This is a genomic window from Aquicella siphonis (genome assembly GCF_902459485.1).
In the GTDB taxonomy this organism is placed as follows: Bacteria; Pseudomonadota; Gammaproteobacteria; order DSM-16500; family DSM-16500; genus Aquicella; species Aquicella siphonis.
In genome coordinates this window covers 1,377,586-1,396,229 of sequence record NZ_LR699119.1, presented here as the reverse complement: position 1 = coordinate 1,396,229, position 18,644 = coordinate 1,377,586, and the positions used below count along the sequence as shown (strand labels likewise).

The 18,644-nt window shown below is 43.8% G+C and carries 27 protein-coding genes and 1 tRNA gene; 21 read left to right on the top strand and 7 right to left on the bottom strand.

Annotated elements, in window-relative coordinates; all coding sequences use genetic code 11:
- Positions 1-13 precede the first annotated feature (13 nt).
- On the top strand, positions 14-481 hold the full coding sequence (locus tag AQULUS_RS06635; RefSeq protein ID WP_172622764.1) for a universal stress protein: 468 nt from the start codon (positions 14-16) through the stop codon (positions 479-481).
- Between the two features lie 120 nt (positions 482-601).
- Here the strand turns inward: AQULUS_RS06635 and AQULUS_RS06630 are convergent, their stop codons facing one another.
- A complete protein-coding gene (locus AQULUS_RS06630; protein ID WP_148339299.1) occupies positions 602-1,969 on the bottom strand; it encodes an MFS transporter in 1,368 nt (455 codons plus the stop codon).
- Positions 1,970-2,419: 450 nt separating this feature from the next.
- Here AQULUS_RS06630 and AQULUS_RS06625 point away from each other — a divergent pair, with 450 nt between their 5' ends.
- From AQULUS_RS06625 to AQULUS_RS06615, 3 genes are all read left to right on the top strand, one after another.
- Complete coding sequence (locus AQULUS_RS06625; RefSeq protein WP_148339298.1) at positions 2,420-2,680, top strand: hypothetical protein; 261 nt, start codon at positions 2,420-2,422, stop codon at positions 2,678-2,680.
- Positions 2,681-2,894: 214 nt separating this feature from the next.
- Complete coding sequence (locus AQULUS_RS06620; RefSeq protein ID WP_148339297.1) at positions 2,895-3,695, top strand: putative bifunctional diguanylate cyclase/phosphodiesterase; 801 nt, start codon at positions 2,895-2,897, stop codon at positions 3,693-3,695.
- A 19-nt stretch (positions 3,696-3,714) separates the two neighbouring features.
- Positions 3,715-4,596 carry a DMT family transporter gene (locus AQULUS_RS06615; RefSeq protein ID WP_148339296.1) on the top strand — a complete coding sequence of 294 codons (882 nt, stop codon included), beginning with the start codon at positions 3,715-3,717 and terminating at the stop codon, positions 4,594-4,596.
- 55 nt (positions 4,597-4,651) lie between these two features.
- Here AQULUS_RS06615 and AQULUS_RS06610 read toward each other — a convergent pair whose 3' ends face one another.
- Together AQULUS_RS06610 and AQULUS_RS06605 are read right to left on the bottom strand one after the other, a co-directional pair.
- Positions 4,652-5,098, bottom strand: coding sequence for a host attachment protein (locus AQULUS_RS06610; RefSeq protein WP_148339295.1), 447 nt, complete (start codon positions 5,096-5,098; stop codon positions 4,652-4,654).
- Between the two features lie 172 nt (positions 5,099-5,270).
- Positions 5,271-6,677 carry a M20 family metallopeptidase gene (locus AQULUS_RS06605; protein WP_148339294.1) on the bottom strand — a complete coding sequence of 469 codons (1,407 nt, stop codon included), beginning with the start codon at positions 6,675-6,677 and terminating at the stop codon, positions 5,271-5,273.
- Positions 6,678-6,905: 228 nt separating this feature from the next.
- On the opposite strand from AQULUS_RS06605, the gene AQULUS_RS06600 reads away from it, so the two are divergent.
- From AQULUS_RS06600 to AQULUS_RS06585, 4 genes are all read left to right on the top strand, one after another.
- Positions 6,906-7,814 carry an arginase gene (locus tag AQULUS_RS06600; protein WP_148339293.1) on the top strand — a complete coding sequence of 303 codons (909 nt, stop codon included), beginning with the start codon at positions 6,906-6,908 and terminating at the stop codon, positions 7,812-7,814.
- A complete protein-coding gene (locus tag AQULUS_RS06595; RefSeq protein WP_148339292.1) occupies positions 7,811-8,296 on the top strand; it encodes a L,D-transpeptidase in 486 nt (161 codons plus the stop codon). Before AQULUS_RS06600 ends, AQULUS_RS06595 begins: the two co-directional genes overlap by 4 nt.
- Before the next feature lie 116 nt (positions 8,297-8,412).
- A complete protein-coding gene (locus AQULUS_RS06590; protein WP_172622763.1) occupies positions 8,413-9,003 on the top strand; it encodes a DUF924 family protein in 591 nt (196 codons plus the stop codon).
- Between the two features lie 79 nt (positions 9,004-9,082).
- A tRNA-Ala gene (locus AQULUS_RS06585) sits at positions 9,083-9,155 on the top strand.
- 17 nt (positions 9,156-9,172) lie between these two features.
- Here AQULUS_RS06585 and AQULUS_RS06580 read toward each other — a convergent pair.
- Positions 9,173-10,147, bottom strand: coding sequence for a tyrosine-type recombinase/integrase (locus AQULUS_RS06580; protein WP_408608950.1), 975 nt, complete (start codon positions 10,145-10,147; stop codon positions 9,173-9,175).
- The gene (locus AQULUS_RS13030; RefSeq protein ID WP_232051914.1) at positions 10,069-10,422 is read right to left on the bottom strand and encodes a hypothetical protein; all 354 of its coding nucleotides are present in this window, start codon (positions 10,420-10,422) and stop codon (positions 10,069-10,071) included. The genes AQULUS_RS06580 and AQULUS_RS13030 overlap by 79 nt, the downstream gene beginning before the upstream one ends.
- Positions 10,423-10,662: 240 nt before the next feature.
- Here AQULUS_RS13030 and AQULUS_RS06575 point away from each other — a divergent pair, with 240 nt between their 5' ends.
- The 4 genes from AQULUS_RS06575 (at position 10,663) to AQULUS_RS06560 (ending at position 12,768) form a co-directional block, all read left to right on the top strand.
- The gene (locus AQULUS_RS06575) at positions 10,663-11,145 is read left to right on the top strand and encodes a hypothetical protein (RefSeq protein ID WP_148339289.1); all 483 of its coding nucleotides are present in this window, start codon (positions 10,663-10,665) and stop codon (positions 11,143-11,145) included.
- Between the two features lie 216 nt (positions 11,146-11,361).
- Positions 11,362-12,093 (top strand): hypothetical protein, encoded by a 732-nt coding sequence (locus AQULUS_RS06570; RefSeq protein WP_148339288.1) that lies wholly within the window; start codon positions 11,362-11,364, stop codon positions 12,091-12,093.
- Positions 12,094-12,299: 206 nt separating this feature from the next.
- Complete coding sequence (relB, locus tag AQULUS_RS06565; RefSeq protein ID WP_148339287.1) at positions 12,300-12,515, top strand: type II toxin-antitoxin system RelB family antitoxin; 216 nt, start codon at positions 12,300-12,302, stop codon at positions 12,513-12,515.
- The gene (locus AQULUS_RS06560; RefSeq protein ID WP_148339286.1) at positions 12,499-12,768 is read left to right on the top strand and encodes a type II toxin-antitoxin system RelE family toxin; all 270 of its coding nucleotides are present in this window, start codon (positions 12,499-12,501) and stop codon (positions 12,766-12,768) included. The genes relB and AQULUS_RS06560 overlap by 17 nt, the downstream gene beginning before the upstream one ends.
- 93 nt (positions 12,769-12,861) lie before the next feature.
- On the opposite strand, the gene AQULUS_RS06555 is transcribed toward AQULUS_RS06560, so the two are convergent.
- A complete protein-coding gene (locus AQULUS_RS06555; protein WP_148339285.1) occupies positions 12,862-13,191 on the bottom strand; it encodes a helix-turn-helix domain-containing protein in 330 nt (109 codons plus the stop codon).
- Positions 13,192-13,224: 33 nt separating this feature from the next.
- On the bottom strand, positions 13,225-13,917 hold the full coding sequence (locus AQULUS_RS06550) for a LexA family protein (protein ID WP_172622762.1): 693 nt from the start codon (positions 13,915-13,917) through the stop codon (positions 13,225-13,227).
- A gap of 131 nt (positions 13,918-14,048) precedes the next feature.
- On the opposite strand from AQULUS_RS06550, the gene AQULUS_RS06545 reads away from it, so the two are divergent.
- From AQULUS_RS06545 to AQULUS_RS06505, 9 genes are all read left to right on the top strand, one after another.
- Complete coding sequence (locus AQULUS_RS06545) at positions 14,049-14,246, top strand: transcriptional regulator (protein WP_148339283.1); 198 nt, start codon at positions 14,049-14,051, stop codon at positions 14,244-14,246.
- A 179-nt stretch (positions 14,247-14,425) separates the two neighbouring features.
- On the top strand, positions 14,426-15,382 hold the full coding sequence (locus AQULUS_RS06540; protein WP_148339282.1) for a hypothetical protein: 957 nt from the start codon (positions 14,426-14,428) through the stop codon (positions 15,380-15,382).
- 368 nt (positions 15,383-15,750) lie between these two features.
- Positions 15,751-16,191 (top strand): hypothetical protein, encoded by a 441-nt coding sequence (locus tag AQULUS_RS06535; protein WP_148339280.1) that lies wholly within the window; start codon positions 15,751-15,753, stop codon positions 16,189-16,191.
- A complete protein-coding gene (locus tag AQULUS_RS06530; protein WP_148339279.1) occupies positions 16,133-16,471 on the top strand; it encodes a DUF1064 domain-containing protein in 339 nt (112 codons plus the stop codon). Before AQULUS_RS06535 ends, AQULUS_RS06530 begins: the two co-directional genes overlap by 59 nt.
- 56 nt (positions 16,472-16,527) lie before the next feature.
- Complete coding sequence (locus tag AQULUS_RS06525; protein ID WP_197737298.1) at positions 16,528-16,902, top strand: hypothetical protein; 375 nt, start codon at positions 16,528-16,530, stop codon at positions 16,900-16,902.
- A 36-nt stretch (positions 16,903-16,938) separates the two neighbouring features.
- On the top strand, positions 16,939-17,319 hold the full coding sequence (locus AQULUS_RS06520) for an RNA polymerase sigma factor (protein WP_148339278.1): 381 nt from the start codon (positions 16,939-16,941) through the stop codon (positions 17,317-17,319).
- A 165-nt stretch (positions 17,320-17,484) separates the two neighbouring features.
- The gene (locus tag AQULUS_RS06515; protein ID WP_148339277.1) at positions 17,485-17,817 is read left to right on the top strand and encodes a hypothetical protein; all 333 of its coding nucleotides are present in this window, start codon (positions 17,485-17,487) and stop codon (positions 17,815-17,817) included.
- A complete protein-coding gene (locus AQULUS_RS06510) occupies positions 17,817-18,119 on the top strand; it encodes a hypothetical protein (RefSeq protein WP_148339276.1) in 303 nt (100 codons plus the stop codon). The genes AQULUS_RS06515 and AQULUS_RS06510 overlap by 1 nt, the downstream gene beginning before the upstream one ends.
- Complete coding sequence (locus AQULUS_RS06505; protein WP_148339275.1) at positions 18,119-18,541, top strand: M15 family metallopeptidase domain-containing protein; 423 nt, start codon at positions 18,119-18,121, stop codon at positions 18,539-18,541. Before AQULUS_RS06510 ends, AQULUS_RS06505 begins: the two co-directional genes overlap by 1 nt.
- Positions 18,542-18,644 lie beyond the last annotated feature (103 nt).

Below are 18,644 nucleotides of genomic sequence, written 5' to 3'. Positions count from 1 at the left end.
TAAGGACAGGAATATGTTCAAACGAATTATGGTCGCAGTGGATACCAGTAAATCGGCAAATTCGGCGCTTGCGAAAGCGATAAAACTGGCGAAAGAACAAAAGGCCAAATTATGTATTATCCATGTGATTGATTATAGCCCCCTGATGATGGGCGGTGAAGGCATTAATATTGAAGCATTACAGAAAAGCACAAAAGACCTTGGGCAAATCATACTGAACCGGGCTGTTGCCAGGGCCAAGCGCAAAGGCATGAAAGCTGAAACCCGATTGATAGACAAATCAGGTGAGTCAATGAGTCATATTGCGGCAATGATCATCAAGACGGCGAAAAAGTGGAGAGCAAGCCTGTTGGTTGTCAGTTCCCATGCATATAAGGGTGTGAGCCGCATCATGTTGGGCAGTGTTGCGGAAGAAATTATCCGTAATACCAATATTCCAGTGCTGCTTATACAGCCCGGAAAATCGGCGCCAACAAAGTAGCCGCTGCTTTTTGCAATAGATTCCAGCGGTCAGGCAATGGTGTAATTGCCTGATATCGCGCGGCGCATGAATTCATATTTCCCAACGCATGGCCGCGCGGTGTCTTGTGCAGGAGCAAAATTATTTGGCGGGTTCGACCTCAGGTTCCAATATTGAGTCCGGTTTGAGTGCGGTATCCTCCGCTTCTTCAGCAGGAGAAGAACAATAGGTTTCTTTCAGGAACACAGATAAAAATATGCCGAGAGCAACGCCTATGGGGATGATGCTAAGAGCAAAGGTATAATCACTGGAAGAATAAACCGGTAACCCGTCAGCGCCTATGGGGCTGGTAGTGTGTAAATCCAGTAATTTCCCCACCACCGGTTGAAAGATGGCGCCGCCCGCCATGATCAGCATGTTTGTCACGGCGACTGCGGTACCAGAAATCTGAAGGGGGTTGTTTTCTTTGCCCAGAGCGAAACACAAGGGATGCGCGCCGCAGCAAAAACCGATCATGAAAAAGATGCCATACAGGCTGGAGAGAGTCAGGTTGGGCAGATAGAAAACGATACATAACAGAAGCGCGGCGAAAAACCCGGTGAATGTCAAAGGAAAGCGCCGGCGTTTAATACGGTCTGAAAAAGCTCCAATAAGTGGTCCGGAAATAATCCAGCCATAAAATGTATAGTTGGAGATGGCGACAGCTTCTTCGGGTTTTAATTGATAAACCGCTTTCAGGTAGGGAATACCCCAAAGATCAAGGAAGACAGAAGAGGGAAGATACAGCAGACATCCTATGATGCCGATCAGCCACATTTGCCGGTTGGTGAAGATTGTGCGCAACGCGGCCAATAACTGCTTCAAGTCTATGGGATTTTGCATTTCATTCGCAGCGAAAGCAATCTGGGATTTGGGTCTGTTTCTGACAAGGACAATGATGACAACGCTTAGCAGGATTCCGGCAATCACAGCGGAATGCAAGGCTTGCTGATAACCTATCAATTCAACGACTTTGGTCAGATATTTTTGCGCCAGCGCGCCAGATGTCATGCCTATGGCTGTTGTCAGGCCGGCGACGGTGGCAAAGCGATTAGGCGGCAGCCAGATGGAAGCGAGCTTCAGCGTGCCGATGTAGGCGAATGCCGTACCCAGGCCTATCATGAAACGTCCCAGGCCTGCTGTCGCGAAATCATCTGAAGCAATAAAAATACTTAAACCAAATACAGCCAGGAGGCAGGCTGCGCATAATACGATACGGACGCCAAATTTGTCATAAATCATGCCCGCGGGAATTTGCATGGGGGTGTATGCCCAGTAATAGAAACCGGCAAGTGTGCCAAACTGGGTGGCGGTGATATGGAAGGTTTGGCTTAATTCATTCTGCATGACGCTAGGGGAGACGCGGAGAAAATAATTGTAACAATAAAACAGCATTCCGCAGCACACGATCAACCAGGGGTAGGCTGACCTGAACATGGGAAGCGACATACCTCGGTTGTCTGCCATCATGAAACGGGTTCCTTCAGTTAACAGTTAAAATTAAAGCTAATAGGCTGTTACTAGAGGAGAATTGATTAAATCAGCCGAAACAAGACTCCCCGGTACGCTATTCAGTTAATTCAACAGACGTATCATTGCGAGTGTTATATTGACCAGCTCGTTTTGCGTCCCTTAACCATGTAGCATGTTCTTTTACTTTCTGTAAGATAAAACTTCGGTATACCTGATACCTTAGGTAGTGCTTTATAACAAATCAGCTTGTCTTAAGTCAAATTCATGAACAAATGGCTGCTCATATTTTATACAAACCTCCTGTTTTCCAAGCGAATATCTTCTTCCGCCAAACCAAGGTTTGCCTGCGCGCAGGAGTTGATTTTAAAAATAAAAAAGAATAGAAAAAGGCATAATTTAGTATTAGATTATTACCCTTATAGATAAATTTATTAACAGGAGAGTAACATGAAAATAAAGTCATTCGCGATGTTGATTGCGTCAGGACTTGCAGCCGCATGCCTTGCATACGTCGCGCCTGCGATGGCTGATGATATAAGCAATGGTGATCTGGCTATGCAGCCGTCTTCATCGTCTGACAATAGCTCTGACAATGGCTCTGCCAATAGTGTAGACCAAGGCGATAGTTCCAGTACGGACAACAATGGCAGCGCTGCTACCATGGACCAGGGAAGCCCGGATACAGCGACCGGAGATGATGATTATTGATTTTCGCTGCAGCATATTCGGACCCGGCTTGCTTTAGCCGGGTTTTTTTAATATAAGCAATCACATAGATAACTCTTTTCACGGCGTCCTTATCATGGTGCCGCCTCATTTCAAGGCGTTTCTTCTATATTTCCAAGATGTCTCTAGAAGGTTTCAAATGGCGTATACTTTTTAAAATGATGCTGGTAAATAGTTGCAGCGGCCCGGATGACTTATGACAAACCCGAATTACAGCGAGAGAGAACAGGAGTTGCTGCGCGCCGTTCATAATCAGGAATTGGTTCTTTATTATCAGCCGCAGTTCAATGTGGCGACATCAACGTTTGAGGGTATAGAAGCACTGATTCGCTGGCGGCATCCTGAGCGCGGCCTGCTTACCCCCGATCAATTCATACCTTTCGCTGAACAGAGTGATTTGATCATACATATAGGCGAGTGGGCGTTAAGCCAGGCGTGCAAACAATTCAAGATTTGGCAAGGCAAGGGCTTATCACCTGTCAGAGTGGCGGTCAATGTTTCAGGGAGGCAATTCCTGCAACAGAATTTTGTGGAAGTCGTCTTTGGTATTCTTGCCGAGGTCAAGCTTGACCCGGCATGTCTGGAGCTTGAAATCAGTGAAAATACTATCATCAGAGAAGATGACAGAACTCTCATCGAGATGATTCAACGATTGAATAAAGCTGGTATACTAATCGCACTGGATGATTTTGGCACGGGTCACTCGAGTGTGAATTATTTGCAGCACATTCCAGTGAACAGAATTAAAATTGATAAACTTTATATCAAAAACATACACAGCAATGATGCGGATGTGACTGTAGTCAAATCCCTGATCAAGCTTGCTCAAGACATGAATTTGCAAGTGGTTGCGGAAGGTGTTGAAACACTTATCCAGTTACAGACATTGTTATCACAAGAGTGCCAGGAAATTCAGGGTTATTATTTTTCCCAGCCGCTTCCTGCTGAAAAAGTGGAACAATTTCTTTTGGAATTTCATATCATTGACAAAAAATAGTCTGAAGAGTGTGAAGGCAATGACATATAAAACGAAACTGGCCATCGCCGTCGCAATCTGTTTATGGGCATCGGCGTTCGTTGGCATACGCGCCGGGCTTCAAGATTATTCACCGGAAGGGCTTGCCTTGCTGCGCTTTCTGATTGCATCTCTCTGCATGGGGCTTATTTACTTTCGCATGCCCGTGCGCTCAGGTATGCGCATCAAGGATATGTGCGGTCTCCTGGGTGTAGGCGCGGTAGGGATAGGCGTTTATAATCTCACGCTTAATCATGGTGAAATGTCCATTTCTTCAGGTATGGCCAGTTTTATTACCAGCCAGGCGCCTGTCATCACGACCTTGTTTGCCGTATTGTTTTTAGGGGAAGAAATCAGATTGTCCCGCATACTGGGATTATTCATCAGTATTTGCGGGGTGGCATTAATTACGCTGGGAGAGCGCGGCAGTTTTACCTGGGATGCCAGCATCACCTATATCCTGGTTGCTACTCTGGTCGCAGGATTATATTCCGCATTACAAAAGCCCTTTCTCAAGCGTTATCATGCGATAGAAACCACGACTTTTATCATTTGGGGCGCCACGCTGTTCTTGTCCATCTATTTTTCTGACCTCAGCCATGACTTGCTGCATGCTTCGGTCAAAACGACTTTAATGGTGGGTTATCTGGGAATATTTCCTGCCGCCATTGCGTATGTCGCATGGAGTTATGCTCTGTCTGAAATACCTGTTTCGCGGGCGGTCAGCTTTCTTTACTTTATGCCTTTTCTCGCTACCTTGATGGGATGGTTCTTCCTGGGAGAAGTTCCAGTCATGCTGTCGATGGCAGGCGGTATCCTGGCTATTGCCGGGGTCTGGATTATCAATGCGTCATATCGCGCGTCAGGCATCAAGTCTGCCTAGTTAATGGCCTTTCGTAGTCAATGGGCATGATCAATTTTCGCATCTTGTTTCTTGTCTATAAGTGATTAATTAAATTCTGTGCGAGTTCTTCGCCGTTATACTGGGTATAATCTTTTTCAATCCGTTTCACTACCAGTTTATCTACTTCATGCGGCATATGTTTGTGAAGCAAGCCCATGAAAGATGGCGGCGCGACAATGATGATATCCCTGTAACTGTTTTCAACCCGCGCACTTTTCAGATGTCCAAGCAGTTCAAGCGCGAATTGTTCAGCTTCATGGACTTTCGGCAAGGTTGTTTCTTCAAAGGACCCGTTTCCAAAAGTCCCCATTCTGTCGCTCACCAGATCAATACCCTTCATACGGCTGGCATCATGAGTGAACTGGCCTATCAGGTTAAGGTTTTTGGAGTGCTTGTCGAGAAGAAAACGGGCTTTATGCATGGAATAGAGGCGGGCTTTACTTGCATCAGCAATCAATAACCAGGTGACAGTGTTACCCATACGGACACTCCTCAGTTTTATTGTCCATATATTAAACTTACTCCATAGGTCATCTGTGTGCAAGTTGACAGCCTTTAATTACCATATAATCATGACGATACTAATCATATGAACCAGCGCGCCGCCCGTTGTTTTTTGATATCCGTATTATGATGCGGGCGGCGGGATTGGATCACGATCGCTTGTAATGATCGGCAATGACTTGGGCGACGCAGGCGGTTAATTTTTTGCCGGTTGGAATATGAAGAAACTCATTGGGTCCGTGAGCGTTGGATTCCGGCCCTAGCAAACCGGTAATTAAAAACTGGGCTTGAGGAAATTTTTCTCCCAGCATTCCCATGAATGGAATCGATCCGCCTTCACCCATGTAAACAGCTTCCTTGCCAAAAAAGTTCAGTGAGGCACGCTTTGCTGATTCAATCAGCCAGGGTTGTTCGGCGGGTGCGTTCCAGCCAGAGCCGTTGTCCGTGACTTCATAGTGGACTTTCGCGCCCAGGGGTGGATTTCGTTCCAGGCAGTTTTTCAAAGTCAGAATAGCTTTTTCAGCATCACACGAAGGCGGCAGCCGCATGGATAGTTTGACGGAAAGAGTAGGCAGGGTGACATTGCCCGCGTTTTCAATCAGTGGAATCCCATCCATTCCTATGACTGAGAGTGCTGGTTTCCAGGTGCGTCTAATTATCAAATCAGCAATGGACGAGGATTCGGGCTGGACGCCGGGAAGGAAAGGTAAATCTTCAAAGACTGATTTTCCCAGCACACGGGCGGCCTGATCGGCTTGCTGCAGGCGCTGCTGAGGGATATCTACATGCAAATCAGAAAGGATAATGTCGCCATTTTCACGGTTTTCTATCCTGTCCAGTAACTGGCGTAAAACACGAAAACAAGAGGGAACAATGCCGCTGCCGGTACCCGAGTGCACACCTTGCCTCAAGACATCGATTTTCAAGACACCGCCGACCAGGCCGCGCAGAGAGGTGGTGACCCATAGTTGATCATAATTACCGCATCCTGAATCCAGGCAAATCACCAGGCTGGGTTTGCCGATACGCTGTTCAAGCGCATTGATGTAATATGGAAGGTCGCTGCTGCCGCTTTCTTCACAGGCTTCAATCAGAATGACGCAGCGGGCATGAGGAATTTGCCGCTCGCGTAATGATTTAATGGCAGCGAGAGAAGCAAATGTGGAATAGCCGTCATCTGCCGATCCCCGGCCATAGAGCCGGTCTCCGCGTAAAACAGGTTTCCACGGATGCAAATCCGTGTCCCAGCCTGACATTTCCGGCTGTTTGTCGAGGTGGCCGTATAATAAAACCGTATCGTCATTGCTACCGGGTATTTCTATGAAAATAACGGGGGTACGGTTTTCTAGGCGCACAACTTCCAGTTGCATGTTTTCTACGGCATTGCTGTGACACCATTGGCTGATCAGTGTGACTGCCTGATCCATATAACCGTGTTCGCGCCAGTTTTTGTCAAACTGGGGGGATTTGTTTGGAATTCTGATGTATTCCATCAGGGTCGGAGTGATGCTGTTGTCCCAAAGTTGATCAATGTAGGCTGTTTTCTGTTCTATCATTTACTTATTCCTGAGCTGATTTTTTGACTTGACCATTCTACTGCAGATATAAAATGATTGTTAGATTGTGCTCGCCAATGATTTAATAAGATTTTGAATTAACGGGATTGTTCATCAAAGATACTGCGGCATGGACGTCAAATCGATTGCAACCAAGTCATTACTGGCTTACACGCGCGTCACAGTATCTATGGCGATCAGCTTGTTCAAAGCAGCAGGAAATGGCATATGACAGAATTGAATTTCAGACTTATTGGTTATTCGTGTGGTATCGCCGGTGCGGATATTCATGCTGGGGACGGCCCTATTGTCATGCGTAAATCAGGTTTATTGCAAGACTTGTCCAGGCAGGGTTACCCATTCACGTGGGAAGCCATGATTACCTCTCCTGACTTTAATGCATTGTCGATTGAAAAACGTGTCGGACTGTCCTGTGATGCGCTGGCCCGGGAGGTTTCACGTCTGGCTTGCGCCCAAGTGCCTTTCGGAGTGATAGGCGGTGATCACACTTGCGCGATCGGTACCTGGAGTGGAATATATGATGCTCTGCATGAAAAAGGCGATTTTGGGTTAATCTGGATTGACGCACACATGGATAGTCACACACCTGATACTTCGATAACTGGACGCATACACGGCATGCCGCTAGCCTGTCTGCTGGGGGAGGGATATGATGATCTCACGGGAGTGTTGCATCCTGCGCCCAAATTAAAACCGGAAAATATCTGTCTGATAGGTGTTCGCAGCTTTGAACAAGGTGAAGCGGATTTTTTGAAGAGAATGAATGTGCGTATATTTTATATGGATGAAGTCAAGCAGCGCGGGTTTCCAGCTGTCCTGGAAGATGCAGTGAGTCATGTGAGCAGGCATACGTTTGGATACGGCATATCGCTGGACCTGGATGGCATCGATCCTGTTGAGGCGCCCGCTGTCGATGTGCCTGAGCCGGATGGAATTCATGCCCAGGACTTATTGAATGGATTATCTGCAATCTCTTCTGATCCCAGGTTGATTGCGGCTGAAATTGTTGAGTTTGACCCCTCGCGCGATGAGAACCGGAAGACAGAAAAAATCATTATCTCGGTGTTGCAGGCCTTGCATGGCGGCAAACAGTTACAATTGAGAGGCCGCTCATGATTCCGTTATCACTGGAAGTGAATATCGCGACACAAAAAATGTATTTGCTTAGACTAGGGGATATTATCAGGGAGTATGATATTTCCACCGGGAAAAATGGCGCAGGAGAACAATTTGGCAGTGAGAAGACACCCAGAGGATTGCATGTGATACGTGCCAAAGTGGGTGCCGGATGTCCAGTAAACTCGGTTTTCGTAAAAAGAAGGCCTACGGGTGAAATTTATACACCTGAATTGAGGGCCAGGTTTCCCGATCGTGACTGGATTCTGACGCGTATCATGTGGTTGAGTGGACTAGAGGCGGGAAAGAATCGTCTGGGCCAGGTCGACACAATGAGACGATATATTTATATTCACGGGACGCCTGATGATGTTGCCATGGGTGTGCCGGGTTCGCGCGGCTGTGTGCGTATGCGCAATGCGGACATTATAGAGCTTTTTGATGCCATTCCTGCGGGCACACGCCTCTTAATAAAGGAATAAATAGAATTATCAAGGGCATGGTAGAAGCCATGCTTCTCCATCACGATTTTACCCCATGAAAATATGCTATCCTGAGAAGTGAGAATAATGAAAATAAGCTGTGTAAAAGGATGCTCATGACAGATAAAATTCATGAACTCTTGGATTTCTGGTTTGGTAACCTGGGATCCGCTGATTTGCCCACAAGCGACCGCACCAACCTATGGTTTGGAGAAAATGAAGCCGTCAAAAAAAAGCTGCTTGAATCTTTTCATATGGAATATGAGGCTGCAGCCTCGGGTGCTCTTTTGGAGTGGGCGCAGACACCGCGTGGGCGTCTGGCTTTAATCATACTTCTGGATCAGTTTCCCCGCTATATTCACCGCCGGTCACCTCAGGCATTTGCGTATGATCAATTGGCGCAAAAACTTTGCATGGAAGGGTTGACTCATAAAATGGACCAGTCTCTCACCCTGATCGAGCGCGTGTTTTTTTACATGCCGCTGGTGCATTCTGAAGATTCGGGGAACCAGGAAAAATCCATACGTTTGTATCAAGATCTTGTTTCTTTATCCATGAGTGAAACCACGCAGATTTACCAATTGTTTCTGGCCTATGCTTACGCGCATTTCCGTGTGATCAAGGAATTCGGACGGTTTCCCCAGAGGAATAAAATTCTGGGGCGCGAATCCACCGATGCAGAACTAGCATTTCTAAAGAATACATAATATTATTCACTTCTAGCCAAACAGCTAAATTTGCCGTTTGTATAAGGTTGAATTTTTTGACCACAGCACTATTGGTCACGGGGTCGTAGCTCAGCTGGGAGAGCGTCGCGTTCGCAATGCGAAGGTCGGGAGTTCGATCCTCCTCGACTCCACAAGTAAAAACAAACACTTAACTCTCATTCTTGCCGCCTTCACTTTTAGATTTCACCATATTTGCACCGCTACTGATACGGTCGGCGGCTTGCGTAAGGTGGCTACTGCTTAGGTGAGCATACCGCAAAACCATTTCAAAAGTCGCCCAGCCGCCTAGCTCAACAAGTTCCGGCAAGCTTGTGCCGCTTTGCACGTGCCAGCTTGCCCAGGTATGCCGCAAGTCGTGCCAGCGGAAGTTTTTAATACCGGCGCGCCTTACCGCATTGCGCCATGCCTTTGTATTGATCTGGGTAACGGGTTTGCCGCGGTAGGTGAATACATAGGTGGGGTGCTTGCCCTTTTGTTCCTTGAGTATTGCCATGGCATCGGCATTAAGCGGCACGCCTAGCGGCTTTTTGTTTTTGCTTTCATCCGGGTGTACCACGGCGTGCTTAAGCTTGAAATTGATTTCGGCCCATTTTAGGTTTGCCACGTTGCCAGCACGCAAGCCGGTAGCAAGTGTAAAAGCGGCCATTGCCTTAAGGTGCCCCGGTAGTTCACCTAGCAAGCGGTCGGCTTCAGCGCGTGTTATCCAGCGTATGCGGGCATTATCAACGTGACGGGTAGGGAAAGCGGGTACGCGGTCTATCCATTCCCATTGCTTATGCGCACGGTTTAATAGGGCGCGGATTACGCATAACATCCGGTTTACAGTCGCGGCCTTGCACCCGGCGGCCTCTTTTATACGCGCAATCTTTTCAATCACATCTTTGGTTATTTCATCTAGCGTGTAGGGATTAAGGTGGGCTTGTAGCCATTTGAAGTGTGACACATCATCGTACAAACTGCGCTTATGTTGCATCTCGTCTAACCATCTCAATACCGCCTCAGCCCATTTCCTTTTCGGTTTTTTACCTAATAAAATTTGGTGCCTTACTTCTTTTCGGCGTTTTTCTTCATATTCTTGCGCCTCTCTTTTGCTAGTGCATCGAGTCGATTCCTGCACTCTGATTCCGCAGATCGCGAAGCGAGTATAATAGTAGGGGCTACCTTTCTTTTTACTGATTGCCATTCTACGTTTCTCGGCGGCACTAGGTCTTTGCGCAATGTTTTATAGTAGTTACGGATATAAGGCATGATCTCATCAACGGCGACCATCCATCGACTTGAAATTTTAAAAGCACCGGGTATAAGGCCGCGCCGCGCTTTTTCCCTTAAGCGGTAAACACCCTTGAACCCTAGTAGGGGTGCGGCTTCTTTCAATGTAAGCGTTGCCTTTTCAGTCATAGCAATCCTTTAATTATCTTATTCTATAGGTTTAAGTTATGAATTATATATACTATAAAAGTATTATGTCAATAACTTATAAGTATAAAGCAATAAGCGAGGAATGCGATAAATTGGCACTGGCTTGAAGTCGAGGCCAGTGCCAATTCAATGCGATTGCTTAAATTAAACAAATAGATTAATTATTGCGCATATTAAGTTATGCTCATGGTATAATTAAGGTAATTGCAGGGGGTGCTTATGCGGTACTTTAAGCCCTATATTTTACTGATAATTGTTCTTTTTATTTACATATCAAATGCTTATAGCCAAGCATTTTATACGCCTAACATAAAAATACAGGCACCCAAACAAAATGATGTGACGCAATGGGATTCTAAAAAGCCTTCTATACCGGGCATGTTGAAAATATGTTCGCACGCGGATTATTCCCTTACCTTAACACCGTGGATACCTTTCGGCATGTTTTATAAGCTTTCTGATTATTATTGCGGAACTAATAATACGCCTGATAATCGTTGTTACGGCAACAGACAAATTGCCACATTTTTTCTAATTAGCAATTTAAGCATTCCGAAAAATGAGTGCGTGATTGTCAGCGCACATATGCAAAGAAATAAGCCTTTTGATTTTAACGAACATAAAAGTGATATTTTATACCCTTTATTGTCAGGAAGTGAGGGATGGGCAACGGCACAAATTGTAAGCGGATTTGATAAATAATTGATAAACAGGCATTCAGGCATTCAATCGGGATGCCGGTTTAATTAAAATAAATACAAGCTGAATAGCCATCATTCTCTTGCACATAAGAGATTCTGCCGTTCTAAGACCATAATTACCAATTACTAATTTTATAATATATAGACATTTAATTACTTAATGTATATAATATGCGCAATCCACTAAGCCATGCGGCATGAACGAGGTTATGCTTTTGTGAATAAATTTTTATTAACAATTTGTTTAAGTCTTGTTTCTTATTCAACTATTAGTCAGGCACAGCCCCAAAAACTAATTTACTGCCCAGAGCAAATATCCTGTGCTCAAGTCGATAATAAAGATTCTTGTAAGGTAGTGGGTGATAATGGAACTTGGCCTGTAATAGAGGAAAACGGTCGCGTTGTTAAGGGTATTTATAAATTTAAGGGTGCTACAGCGGGTTATCAGTCATCTAAGTATATAGATGATTTATGCTTGTATAGTAATTTTGATTCAGGGTTCGAGAAAACTCTCACATCAAGAGATGCCGAAGGGCAAATGGAAGCATATCCAGAGAGGACGAATAAATGGGTTTTGATTGGCTATAATGCAACATGCATGTCGTCAGCCCCAGCAGATTGTCCTATGACTGAAAAATACGAGCTTACCTTAGATGCACAGTCAGAAGAAGTTTCATTCAAAGTAAATAATATCCCCCTTGAATCCAATCATCTTTCAATTAATACTGATTATGCTTTATCAAAATGCGGTAAAGCTAAAACTTGTAGAATTGATATAGAGCACATATTTACACATCACTATAATAAATATTATCCGGTTGGTTTTGTCGTAATCGACTTAGAAAACAGATTAAATATTTTGCAGGTGAATAACATCTCAACGGATAGGTATATTATTAACAAAAAGCCTAATTTTAATGGAATTATAGTTGCTAAAAATTTCAAATAATTTAGTATATTTTTATAATTGCCCTTTAACTTTTTCCAGTAAGTCGTTGATCTAGGCTCTATTTATCCATTTTTTCATGTTTATTTACCTCCTTGCTTTGCATCTCAACCAATGGGCACTTTACGTCCTATCCGACCTTTTGTATTAAAGCAATACATGGTGTATAATTATGTATACCATATAAATAATATGTATTGAGGTGATTTATGGCTATTGCAATTAGGTTATCGCCTGAGCTTGATAAAAGGCTGGATGCGTTGGCTAAAAAAACGCATCGATCTAAAAGCTATTATGCGCGCGAAGCGATAGAAAATTACATTGAAGATTTGGAAGATTATTATTTGGGCGTGGCTATATTAGAAAACCCCGGTAATATTTATACGTCTGAAGAAGTGAGGAAAATGTGTGGGCTGGACGATTAAATATACAGAAATTGCCGCAAAGCAAATGAAAAAGATGGATAAAGCGACCGCCAATATTATTGATAAGTATTTAACCTTGCGTGTTGCTACCCTTGATGACCCAACACAATTAGGCAAGGCATTGCTACATAATAAAAGCGGTTTATGGCGTTATCGTATAGCCGATCATAGGGTAATTTGCCAGCTCAACAACAATGAGCTTATCGTGCTGGTATTAAAAGTAGGTCATCGAAAAAATGTTTATGATGAATAATGTGTAAAAATAAATCATCATTACTTGAGCTATATAACGTCATCATTAAAGCCATTTATTAACAGAGTTATCCACAGAAATTGTGGATAATATTTATTTCTTTTCAGTAGGATTTTTTATTACAGCCCATGCATAACCCCCTAAGCCCCCTAATCCTATTTTGACGATAGAATCAACAATGTTCATAACTATCGCATCTTTACCTAAGTACATGCCTATTGCAAATAAAGAAACCAACACTAAAATGACAAATGTAGCGAAAAAATAGCGATACATACTTATAGTTTTGTAAGGTTCCCGCTTATTATTTTCATAATTGGAAATGCGTTGACTGGATTTTTCCCAACCGCATAACTTGGCAAGCTCGCTTTGGGTTAGCCCTAAGTTTGTTCTTAATAGTTTTATACGCTTGCTTAAATTCATTTGCCAATAACGGAATAAACATAAAGGTTGATGTTAAATTAAAATATCCAAGTGTGCTACCACCACACCGCAAATCTGTATGCTTTCATCCCAAGGGATTAAGGGGTATTGGGGGTTTAAGGGCTTTAAAAACCGATTGCCGGCATAGGCAATATATTGTGCGAATAAAGGCTCGGTTTTTTCATTCCCGTGTAAGGCAATAACGAAATTATCACTTACCGGGCTTACTTCCGGGTCAATGATAAGGATGTCATTAGCTAGAAAAGAACGTTTACCCGGTAGAGGGGAGATCATTGAATCGCCTTTTACCCTCACGGCAAATTGTTTGGCGTTTTGCTTGTTGGGTATCGATATGTATTCTATTTTATCTAGTGCATTGGCATTAGCATGGGCTTTTTTATGCTCAAAAACATCCGCTCCCATTAACAAGCCTATATCATAATGCCCGTGCCATATTTTAATTAACTCCCAAGGTATCAACGGCACCTTGCCAGCGGGGATAGCGGGGATGTTTAAGTATTCCGGGGGATTTCCAGTTCCAAATTTTAACCATTCTGGTGATGCCTTAAGCACTGCGGCAAGCCTATCAATTTTTCTAGGGTTTGCTACACCGCCTTTTTCAAGCCTTTGATAGCTGGGTTGTGAAATACCTATAAATTCAGCTACTTCACCTTGCGTTAGGTTCAGCTTTTCGCGGCATAGCTTTGCACGATCTGATAATTTCATGCGCATCATATTATAACTATAAGTTATAAGTAACAAATACCTTAAAACTATATAATTAATTGAAATTAATAGCTTAAAAGTATAATCTTATCGTATCTTCATAAATCAGTTTTTATAAAAGGAAAATAAAAATGAAAAAGAACCCTATTGAAGAAGCGATTGAGATTGTCGGGGGCCAGACAGCCCTTGCTAAAAAAATAGGCGTTAAACAACCCACAGTTTTTAAATGGCTAAAGAAAGGGGTGATACCGCCGCGCAAAGTTTTAATAGTTGAAAAAATAACCGGAATATCGCGTTTCAAACTCAACCCTGACATATACCCCGATTAATAAAATGACACTTTAGAGGATAAATAAAAAGGAAAAAATGAATCATGGGGAGCGACTAACTCCCCTATGAAAGAAATTCCATTTAACGCATTTTAGAACTATTCAGTGAGAAATTTTACCAAGTTGATTGGATATATCAACTATTAATTTCTGCACTACATAACAAGAAGGATTTGTTGATGTCATCAAAGAGACCGTCATTTCAATTTTACCCCGCCGATTGGGTTTCAAATACAAAATTACAACTTTGCACATTTGAAGAACAGGCTGTATGGCTTCGATTACTATGTTTATTTCACGATTCAGATGAGTACGGAATATTGAGATGGACATTAAAACAAATGCAACAAGTCATCCATTGCAAGATGAAGTCTTTACAAAATTTGCTTAAATATGGAATCTTAAAAGGGTCAGAAAAGGATGGAGATAAGGTATCCTTCTCTACAACATTTCAACAGCGCAATGCGCAACCAAAAACAGTTTTGCTTATCGATTCCGTTTCAATTCCGTTGTATTTTTCTTCGCGCATGGTGCGTGATGAATACATCAGAAAAAATCGCGCTATTCATGGGTCAAAATCGCTTGAAAACCCCGCCGTTCCTAGATCGCGCAAGATAGACATGGATACCTTGTCTAATACAGATATGGATACCTTATCAGGGGTAGATAAGGATACCTTCTCTCCATCCCCTTCATCTTCATCTTCTAAAAAAGAAAAAGATATTGCGCATTTTGCGCAAAATGCGCATCAGGATTTTTTTGATAGTTTTTGGAAAATCTATCCTCGAAAAAAGGATCGCAAACGAGCCGAATATTTTTGGGCGCAAAACAAACTGGACTCGATCGCTGATGTTTTGCTTGCTGATGTGCAAAAGCGTTTGCAATGTGATGCGACGTGGCAGGAAAAGCAATTTATTCCGTACCCGCTTAGTTACCTCAAGTTTCAGCGCTGGAATGATGAAATAACGCCGATTGTATTGCCCGGCACATCCGCACCGAAAACTGAAACAAAATCCACCGTTCCCGAATTTAAGCCGCACGAAAAATTACCTGAACGCACACCGGAGCAAACCGAAAACGGCATCATGCAAATGGCGGAAATTAAGCAAAAACTGAAAGGCTCGGTGACGCATTGATTGAAAAACTACCGGGTGAATGGGTTGAAAAATTATACCTGCGGCTCGGTGAGATTTACGGCGAGCGGGCGGGGTTTGCGCGCATGTCGGCTTTGGAGCGGCGCTTTGCGCACACGGTCTGGGCAAATGCGCTAGGGGGTTTAAGCGCCGGTGAAATCCGCCGCGGGTTAGGGGTGTGCGAAATGCACCGGCATGGGGCGGTAGTAACCCCGGTGAAATTCTGGCATTGGGCGAAAGGTTTGCGGTACCCCTTAAAACGCCCTTAGTGGTTGGGGGTAGGCAAAGGTACTAATAAAAATATATAGGCAAAAGGTATTTGTAATGTATGTGCTTTAAAACGATTTTAAAACATTAACTGAGGTATAAAAATGAAAAAAGAGAGTAAGCAAGAAAAATTATTAAATAATTATGCAGAAATTGATCTTGAAATTTTGCCGCCGCGTTTGCGCAAAAACGGGTTCGACTACCGGCTCGTTGAACGCACACCCGCGGTCTGTATTTACGAGCAATCGAGCGGCGGACTTGTCGTTGCCTACGAAGTGTTTAAAACGAAAATTGTTAAACACCGTGAAAGCATGATTGCGCTAAAAAAACAGTTCAATGCGCAATGTGATGAAAGCCAATTTTTGAACTACAAAGAATACAAAGAGGCATTCCCAGCCGATGAAGAATTCGGCACGCGCGCATGGACATACCGCGATCTTGAAAAAGCAAAATTAGCTTTCAGCCGGTTGGTTAAGGAGAGTGAAAATGATTCGCAACAGGAAGGTAGTGACACACAAGTTCAAAGCAAAGCCTGTGGTTTATGACGGGCAACATTTTGCCAGCAAACTGGAATGGCAATACCACACCCGCCTTGAATTGCAAAAAAAGGCGGGGGAGGTGCTTTTCTTTTTGCGGCAAGTCCCGTTCCACCTGCCGGGGGGTGTGAAGTATGTAACCGATTTTGTTGTTTTTTATGCCGACGGTAATGTGCGTTTTATTGACATAAAGGGCATGGAAACCGCGCAATTTAAGGCAAAAGTGAAAATGGTTGAGGCGTTATACCCGGTCACAATCGAGGTGGTAAAGCGCGGTGATTTTAGGTGAAAAAGGTTTTACGTAATGTTCCAGGTGGAACGTTCCACAAAGAAAATGGGGTTTGCATGGCCGGCAAATTGGGTATGAAACACGGGGTTAATGTGCGGCGTTCAGTTTTTTGTTATATGTGCAAACAACAAAAAGAAAAAATAACGCGCAAATATTGCAAAAAATGCGCGGCAAATTATATGCGTGCATGGCGTGCAAAACACCCGCTTAATGCGGTTGCGCGTGCAAAATTGAAATTACGTAGGGATACAAAAATGCGGATAAAAAATGGATTGCTTATACCGTACCCGTGCGAAATATGCGGCAAAAAAGAAGTTGAGGCGCACCACGAAGATTATAACAAACCGTATGAGGTGCGCTGGCTTTGCCGCGAGCACCATCGGGCTTTGCATAAAACAGGGATTAAAAAAACAAGCGAGGGTGGTTTATGACATCACATAAAACCATTTTGAAAAAGGGAAGGAAGCATGAGCTTGGATATCATTTTGCAAGACCGTTTGAAAAACTGGTCGCACTGGGAATATTGTTTTACGCGCGGCGAGTTCGGTTACCCGTCAAAATCAACCATTGCTGATTTCGGCACGGGCAACTTGTTGGTGCGTTACAGTAAACCGCCGTTCCCGTTAAACAACATGCTGGCGCAAGAGATGGCAACATGGATAAACATTATGGGGAGTGAGCACCCCGAATACAAGGAAGCCTTGAAAGCCTTTTACCTGACGCGCTATAGCATACGCGAGCTGGCAAAGTTATCAGAAATTTCACCGCGCATGTTCAAACAACGGTTGCATGATGCGCGTACGTGGCTAAAAGGGCGGCTATCCGTGAATATCGAGGTCAATTTGTAAAAAATTAATGAAAAAGTATTGAAAGTGCATCACCCGTATGGTTGAATTATGTTAGATTGGTTATACGTGTGAGTGTAATCAATTCCACATCTCGTTTATGTCTGCAACTTCACCAACTTTTTATCCCCGCCGCTAGGCGGGGTTTTTTTATAGCCGGGGTAAGGCATGGTGCCCTTAGCAAAACTCAAGCCGCTTGTACTGGCTATCATCGTGCTATCAATCATTTTTGCCTATATTTTACTTATGAATTCAATATTTCATGCGGTCATTAACAAGCATGAAAAGCGCATAGTTGATCTTGAAATTGAAAGTGCGGCCGTTAGCCAACAGGTTGCGCAACTCGCCGCTACGGTAGAGCAGAACAGCGAAGACGGCGCCGCAATGTGTGCGCAATTCAAAGATTCCGTATTCAATACGTTTGAGTTTATGGACAAGGATATCCAAAAATTGAATAACAAAGTAACCGCATTAGAAAAACAGGCGGTAAGCAAAAAATAATGCTCATGCGCTACCTGAAATTTGACGGCGTTTTGACATCATTCGCAACGGTCATCTCATTGCTAGGCACCATCGTTTACCTGACATGGTTTGCCGCCTCAATAGACAAGCGCGTATCGTTACTTGAACAGCATGACAATTCAGCCGCACAGCGTTTTGATGATTTACGGCAAGCGTTAAACCAAGTCAACAGCACGCAAGACCAGAGCTTGCATGAATTTCAAGTCAGTTTTGATCAAAAGCTGGCACGGTTAGATGACAAAATGGACAAGGTTTTATTCATCCTTTCGGATAAAAAATAATGCCTAAATTTAGTGATATATCCCTAAACAAGCTGGCAACCTGCCACCCCGACCTAATTACACTTTTCAATGAGGTCATCAAGTATTTTGATTGCATCATCCTTGAAGGCCACCGCGGCATGGATGCGCAAGAAAAAGCCGTTGCCGAGGGTAAAAGTAAACTGCACTGGCCCCACGGCAAACATAATGCAATGCCCAGCCTTGCGGTAGATGCGGCGCCTTATGACACGCTTTTGAAGGTAGATTGGAAAGACATAAACCGCTTTTACTATTTTGCCGGCCATGTTATGGGCATTGCTGATATACTGTTTGCTGAGGGGAAGATTACACATAAACTACGCTACGGCGGCGATTGGAATAAAAACACACAGGTTAAAGATGAGAATTTTAAAGATTTAGGGCACTTTGAAATTATCTTATGAGCAATAAAACCCCTAGCAATAAATACAAGGAAGAATGCGGTTATTGTGTCGGTGAATTCCCGCGTAGCCAACTTTATTACAACACTAAGCTCAAAACTCTGGT

Coding starts and splice junctions, on each gene's coding strand:
- AQULUS_RS06635 (WP_172622764.1), top strand. CDS start 14: ATGTTCAAACGAATTATGGTCGCAGTGGATACCAGTAAATCGGCAAAT.
- AQULUS_RS06630 (WP_148339299.1), bottom strand. CDS start 1,969: ATGATGGCAGACAACCGAGGTATGTCGCTTCCCATGTTCAGGTCAGCC.
- AQULUS_RS06625 (WP_148339298.1), top strand. CDS start 2,420: ATGAAAATAAAGTCATTCGCGATGTTGATTGCGTCAGGACTTGCAGCC.
- AQULUS_RS06620 (WP_148339297.1), top strand. CDS start 2,895: ATGACAAACCCGAATTACAGCGAGAGAGAACAGGAGTTGCTGCGCGCC.
- AQULUS_RS06615 (WP_148339296.1), top strand. CDS start 3,715: ATGACATATAAAACGAAACTGGCCATCGCCGTCGCAATCTGTTTATGG.
- AQULUS_RS06610 (WP_148339295.1), bottom strand. CDS start 5,098: ATGGGTAACACTGTCACCTGGTTATTGATTGCTGATGCAAGTAAAGCC.
- AQULUS_RS06605 (WP_148339294.1), bottom strand. CDS start 6,677: ATGATAGAACAGAAAACAGCCTACATTGATCAACTTTGGGACAACAGC.
- AQULUS_RS06600 (WP_148339293.1), top strand. CDS start 6,906: ATGACAGAATTGAATTTCAGACTTATTGGTTATTCGTGTGGTATCGCC.
- AQULUS_RS06595 (WP_148339292.1), top strand. CDS start 7,811: ATGATTCCGTTATCACTGGAAGTGAATATCGCGACACAAAAAATGTAT.
- AQULUS_RS06590 (WP_172622763.1), top strand. CDS start 8,413: ATGACAGATAAAATTCATGAACTCTTGGATTTCTGGTTTGGTAACCTG.
- AQULUS_RS13030 (WP_232051914.1), bottom strand. CDS start 10,422: ATGACTGAAAAGGCAACGCTTACATTGAAAGAAGCCGCACCCCTACTA.
- AQULUS_RS06575 (WP_148339289.1), top strand. CDS start 10,663: ATGCGGTACTTTAAGCCCTATATTTTACTGATAATTGTTCTTTTTATT.
- relB (WP_148339287.1), top strand. CDS start 12,300: ATGGCTATTGCAATTAGGTTATCGCCTGAGCTTGATAAAAGGCTGGAT.
- AQULUS_RS06555 (WP_148339285.1), bottom strand. CDS start 13,191: ATGAATTTAAGCAAGCGTATAAAACTATTAAGAACAAACTTAGGGCTA.
- AQULUS_RS06550 (WP_172622762.1), bottom strand. CDS start 13,917: ATGAAATTATCAGATCGTGCAAAGCTATGCCGCGAAAAGCTGAACCTA.
- AQULUS_RS06545 (WP_148339283.1), top strand. CDS start 14,049: ATGAAAAAGAACCCTATTGAAGAAGCGATTGAGATTGTCGGGGGCCAG.
- AQULUS_RS06540 (WP_148339282.1), top strand. CDS start 14,426: ATGTCATCAAAGAGACCGTCATTTCAATTTTACCCCGCCGATTGGGTT.
- AQULUS_RS06535 (WP_148339280.1), top strand. CDS start 15,751: ATGAAAAAAGAGAGTAAGCAAGAAAAATTATTAAATAATTATGCAGAA.
- AQULUS_RS06530 (WP_148339279.1), top strand. CDS start 16,133: ATGATTCGCAACAGGAAGGTAGTGACACACAAGTTCAAAGCAAAGCCT.
- AQULUS_RS06525 (WP_197737298.1), top strand. CDS start 16,528: ATGGCCGGCAAATTGGGTATGAAACACGGGGTTAATGTGCGGCGTTCA.
- AQULUS_RS06520 (WP_148339278.1), top strand. CDS start 16,939: ATGAGCTTGGATATCATTTTGCAAGACCGTTTGAAAAACTGGTCGCAC.
- AQULUS_RS06515 (WP_148339277.1), top strand. CDS start 17,485: ATGGTGCCCTTAGCAAAACTCAAGCCGCTTGTACTGGCTATCATCGTG.
- AQULUS_RS06510 (WP_148339276.1), top strand. CDS start 17,817: ATGCTCATGCGCTACCTGAAATTTGACGGCGTTTTGACATCATTCGCA.
- AQULUS_RS06505 (WP_148339275.1), top strand. CDS start 18,119: ATGCCTAAATTTAGTGATATATCCCTAAACAAGCTGGCAACCTGCCAC.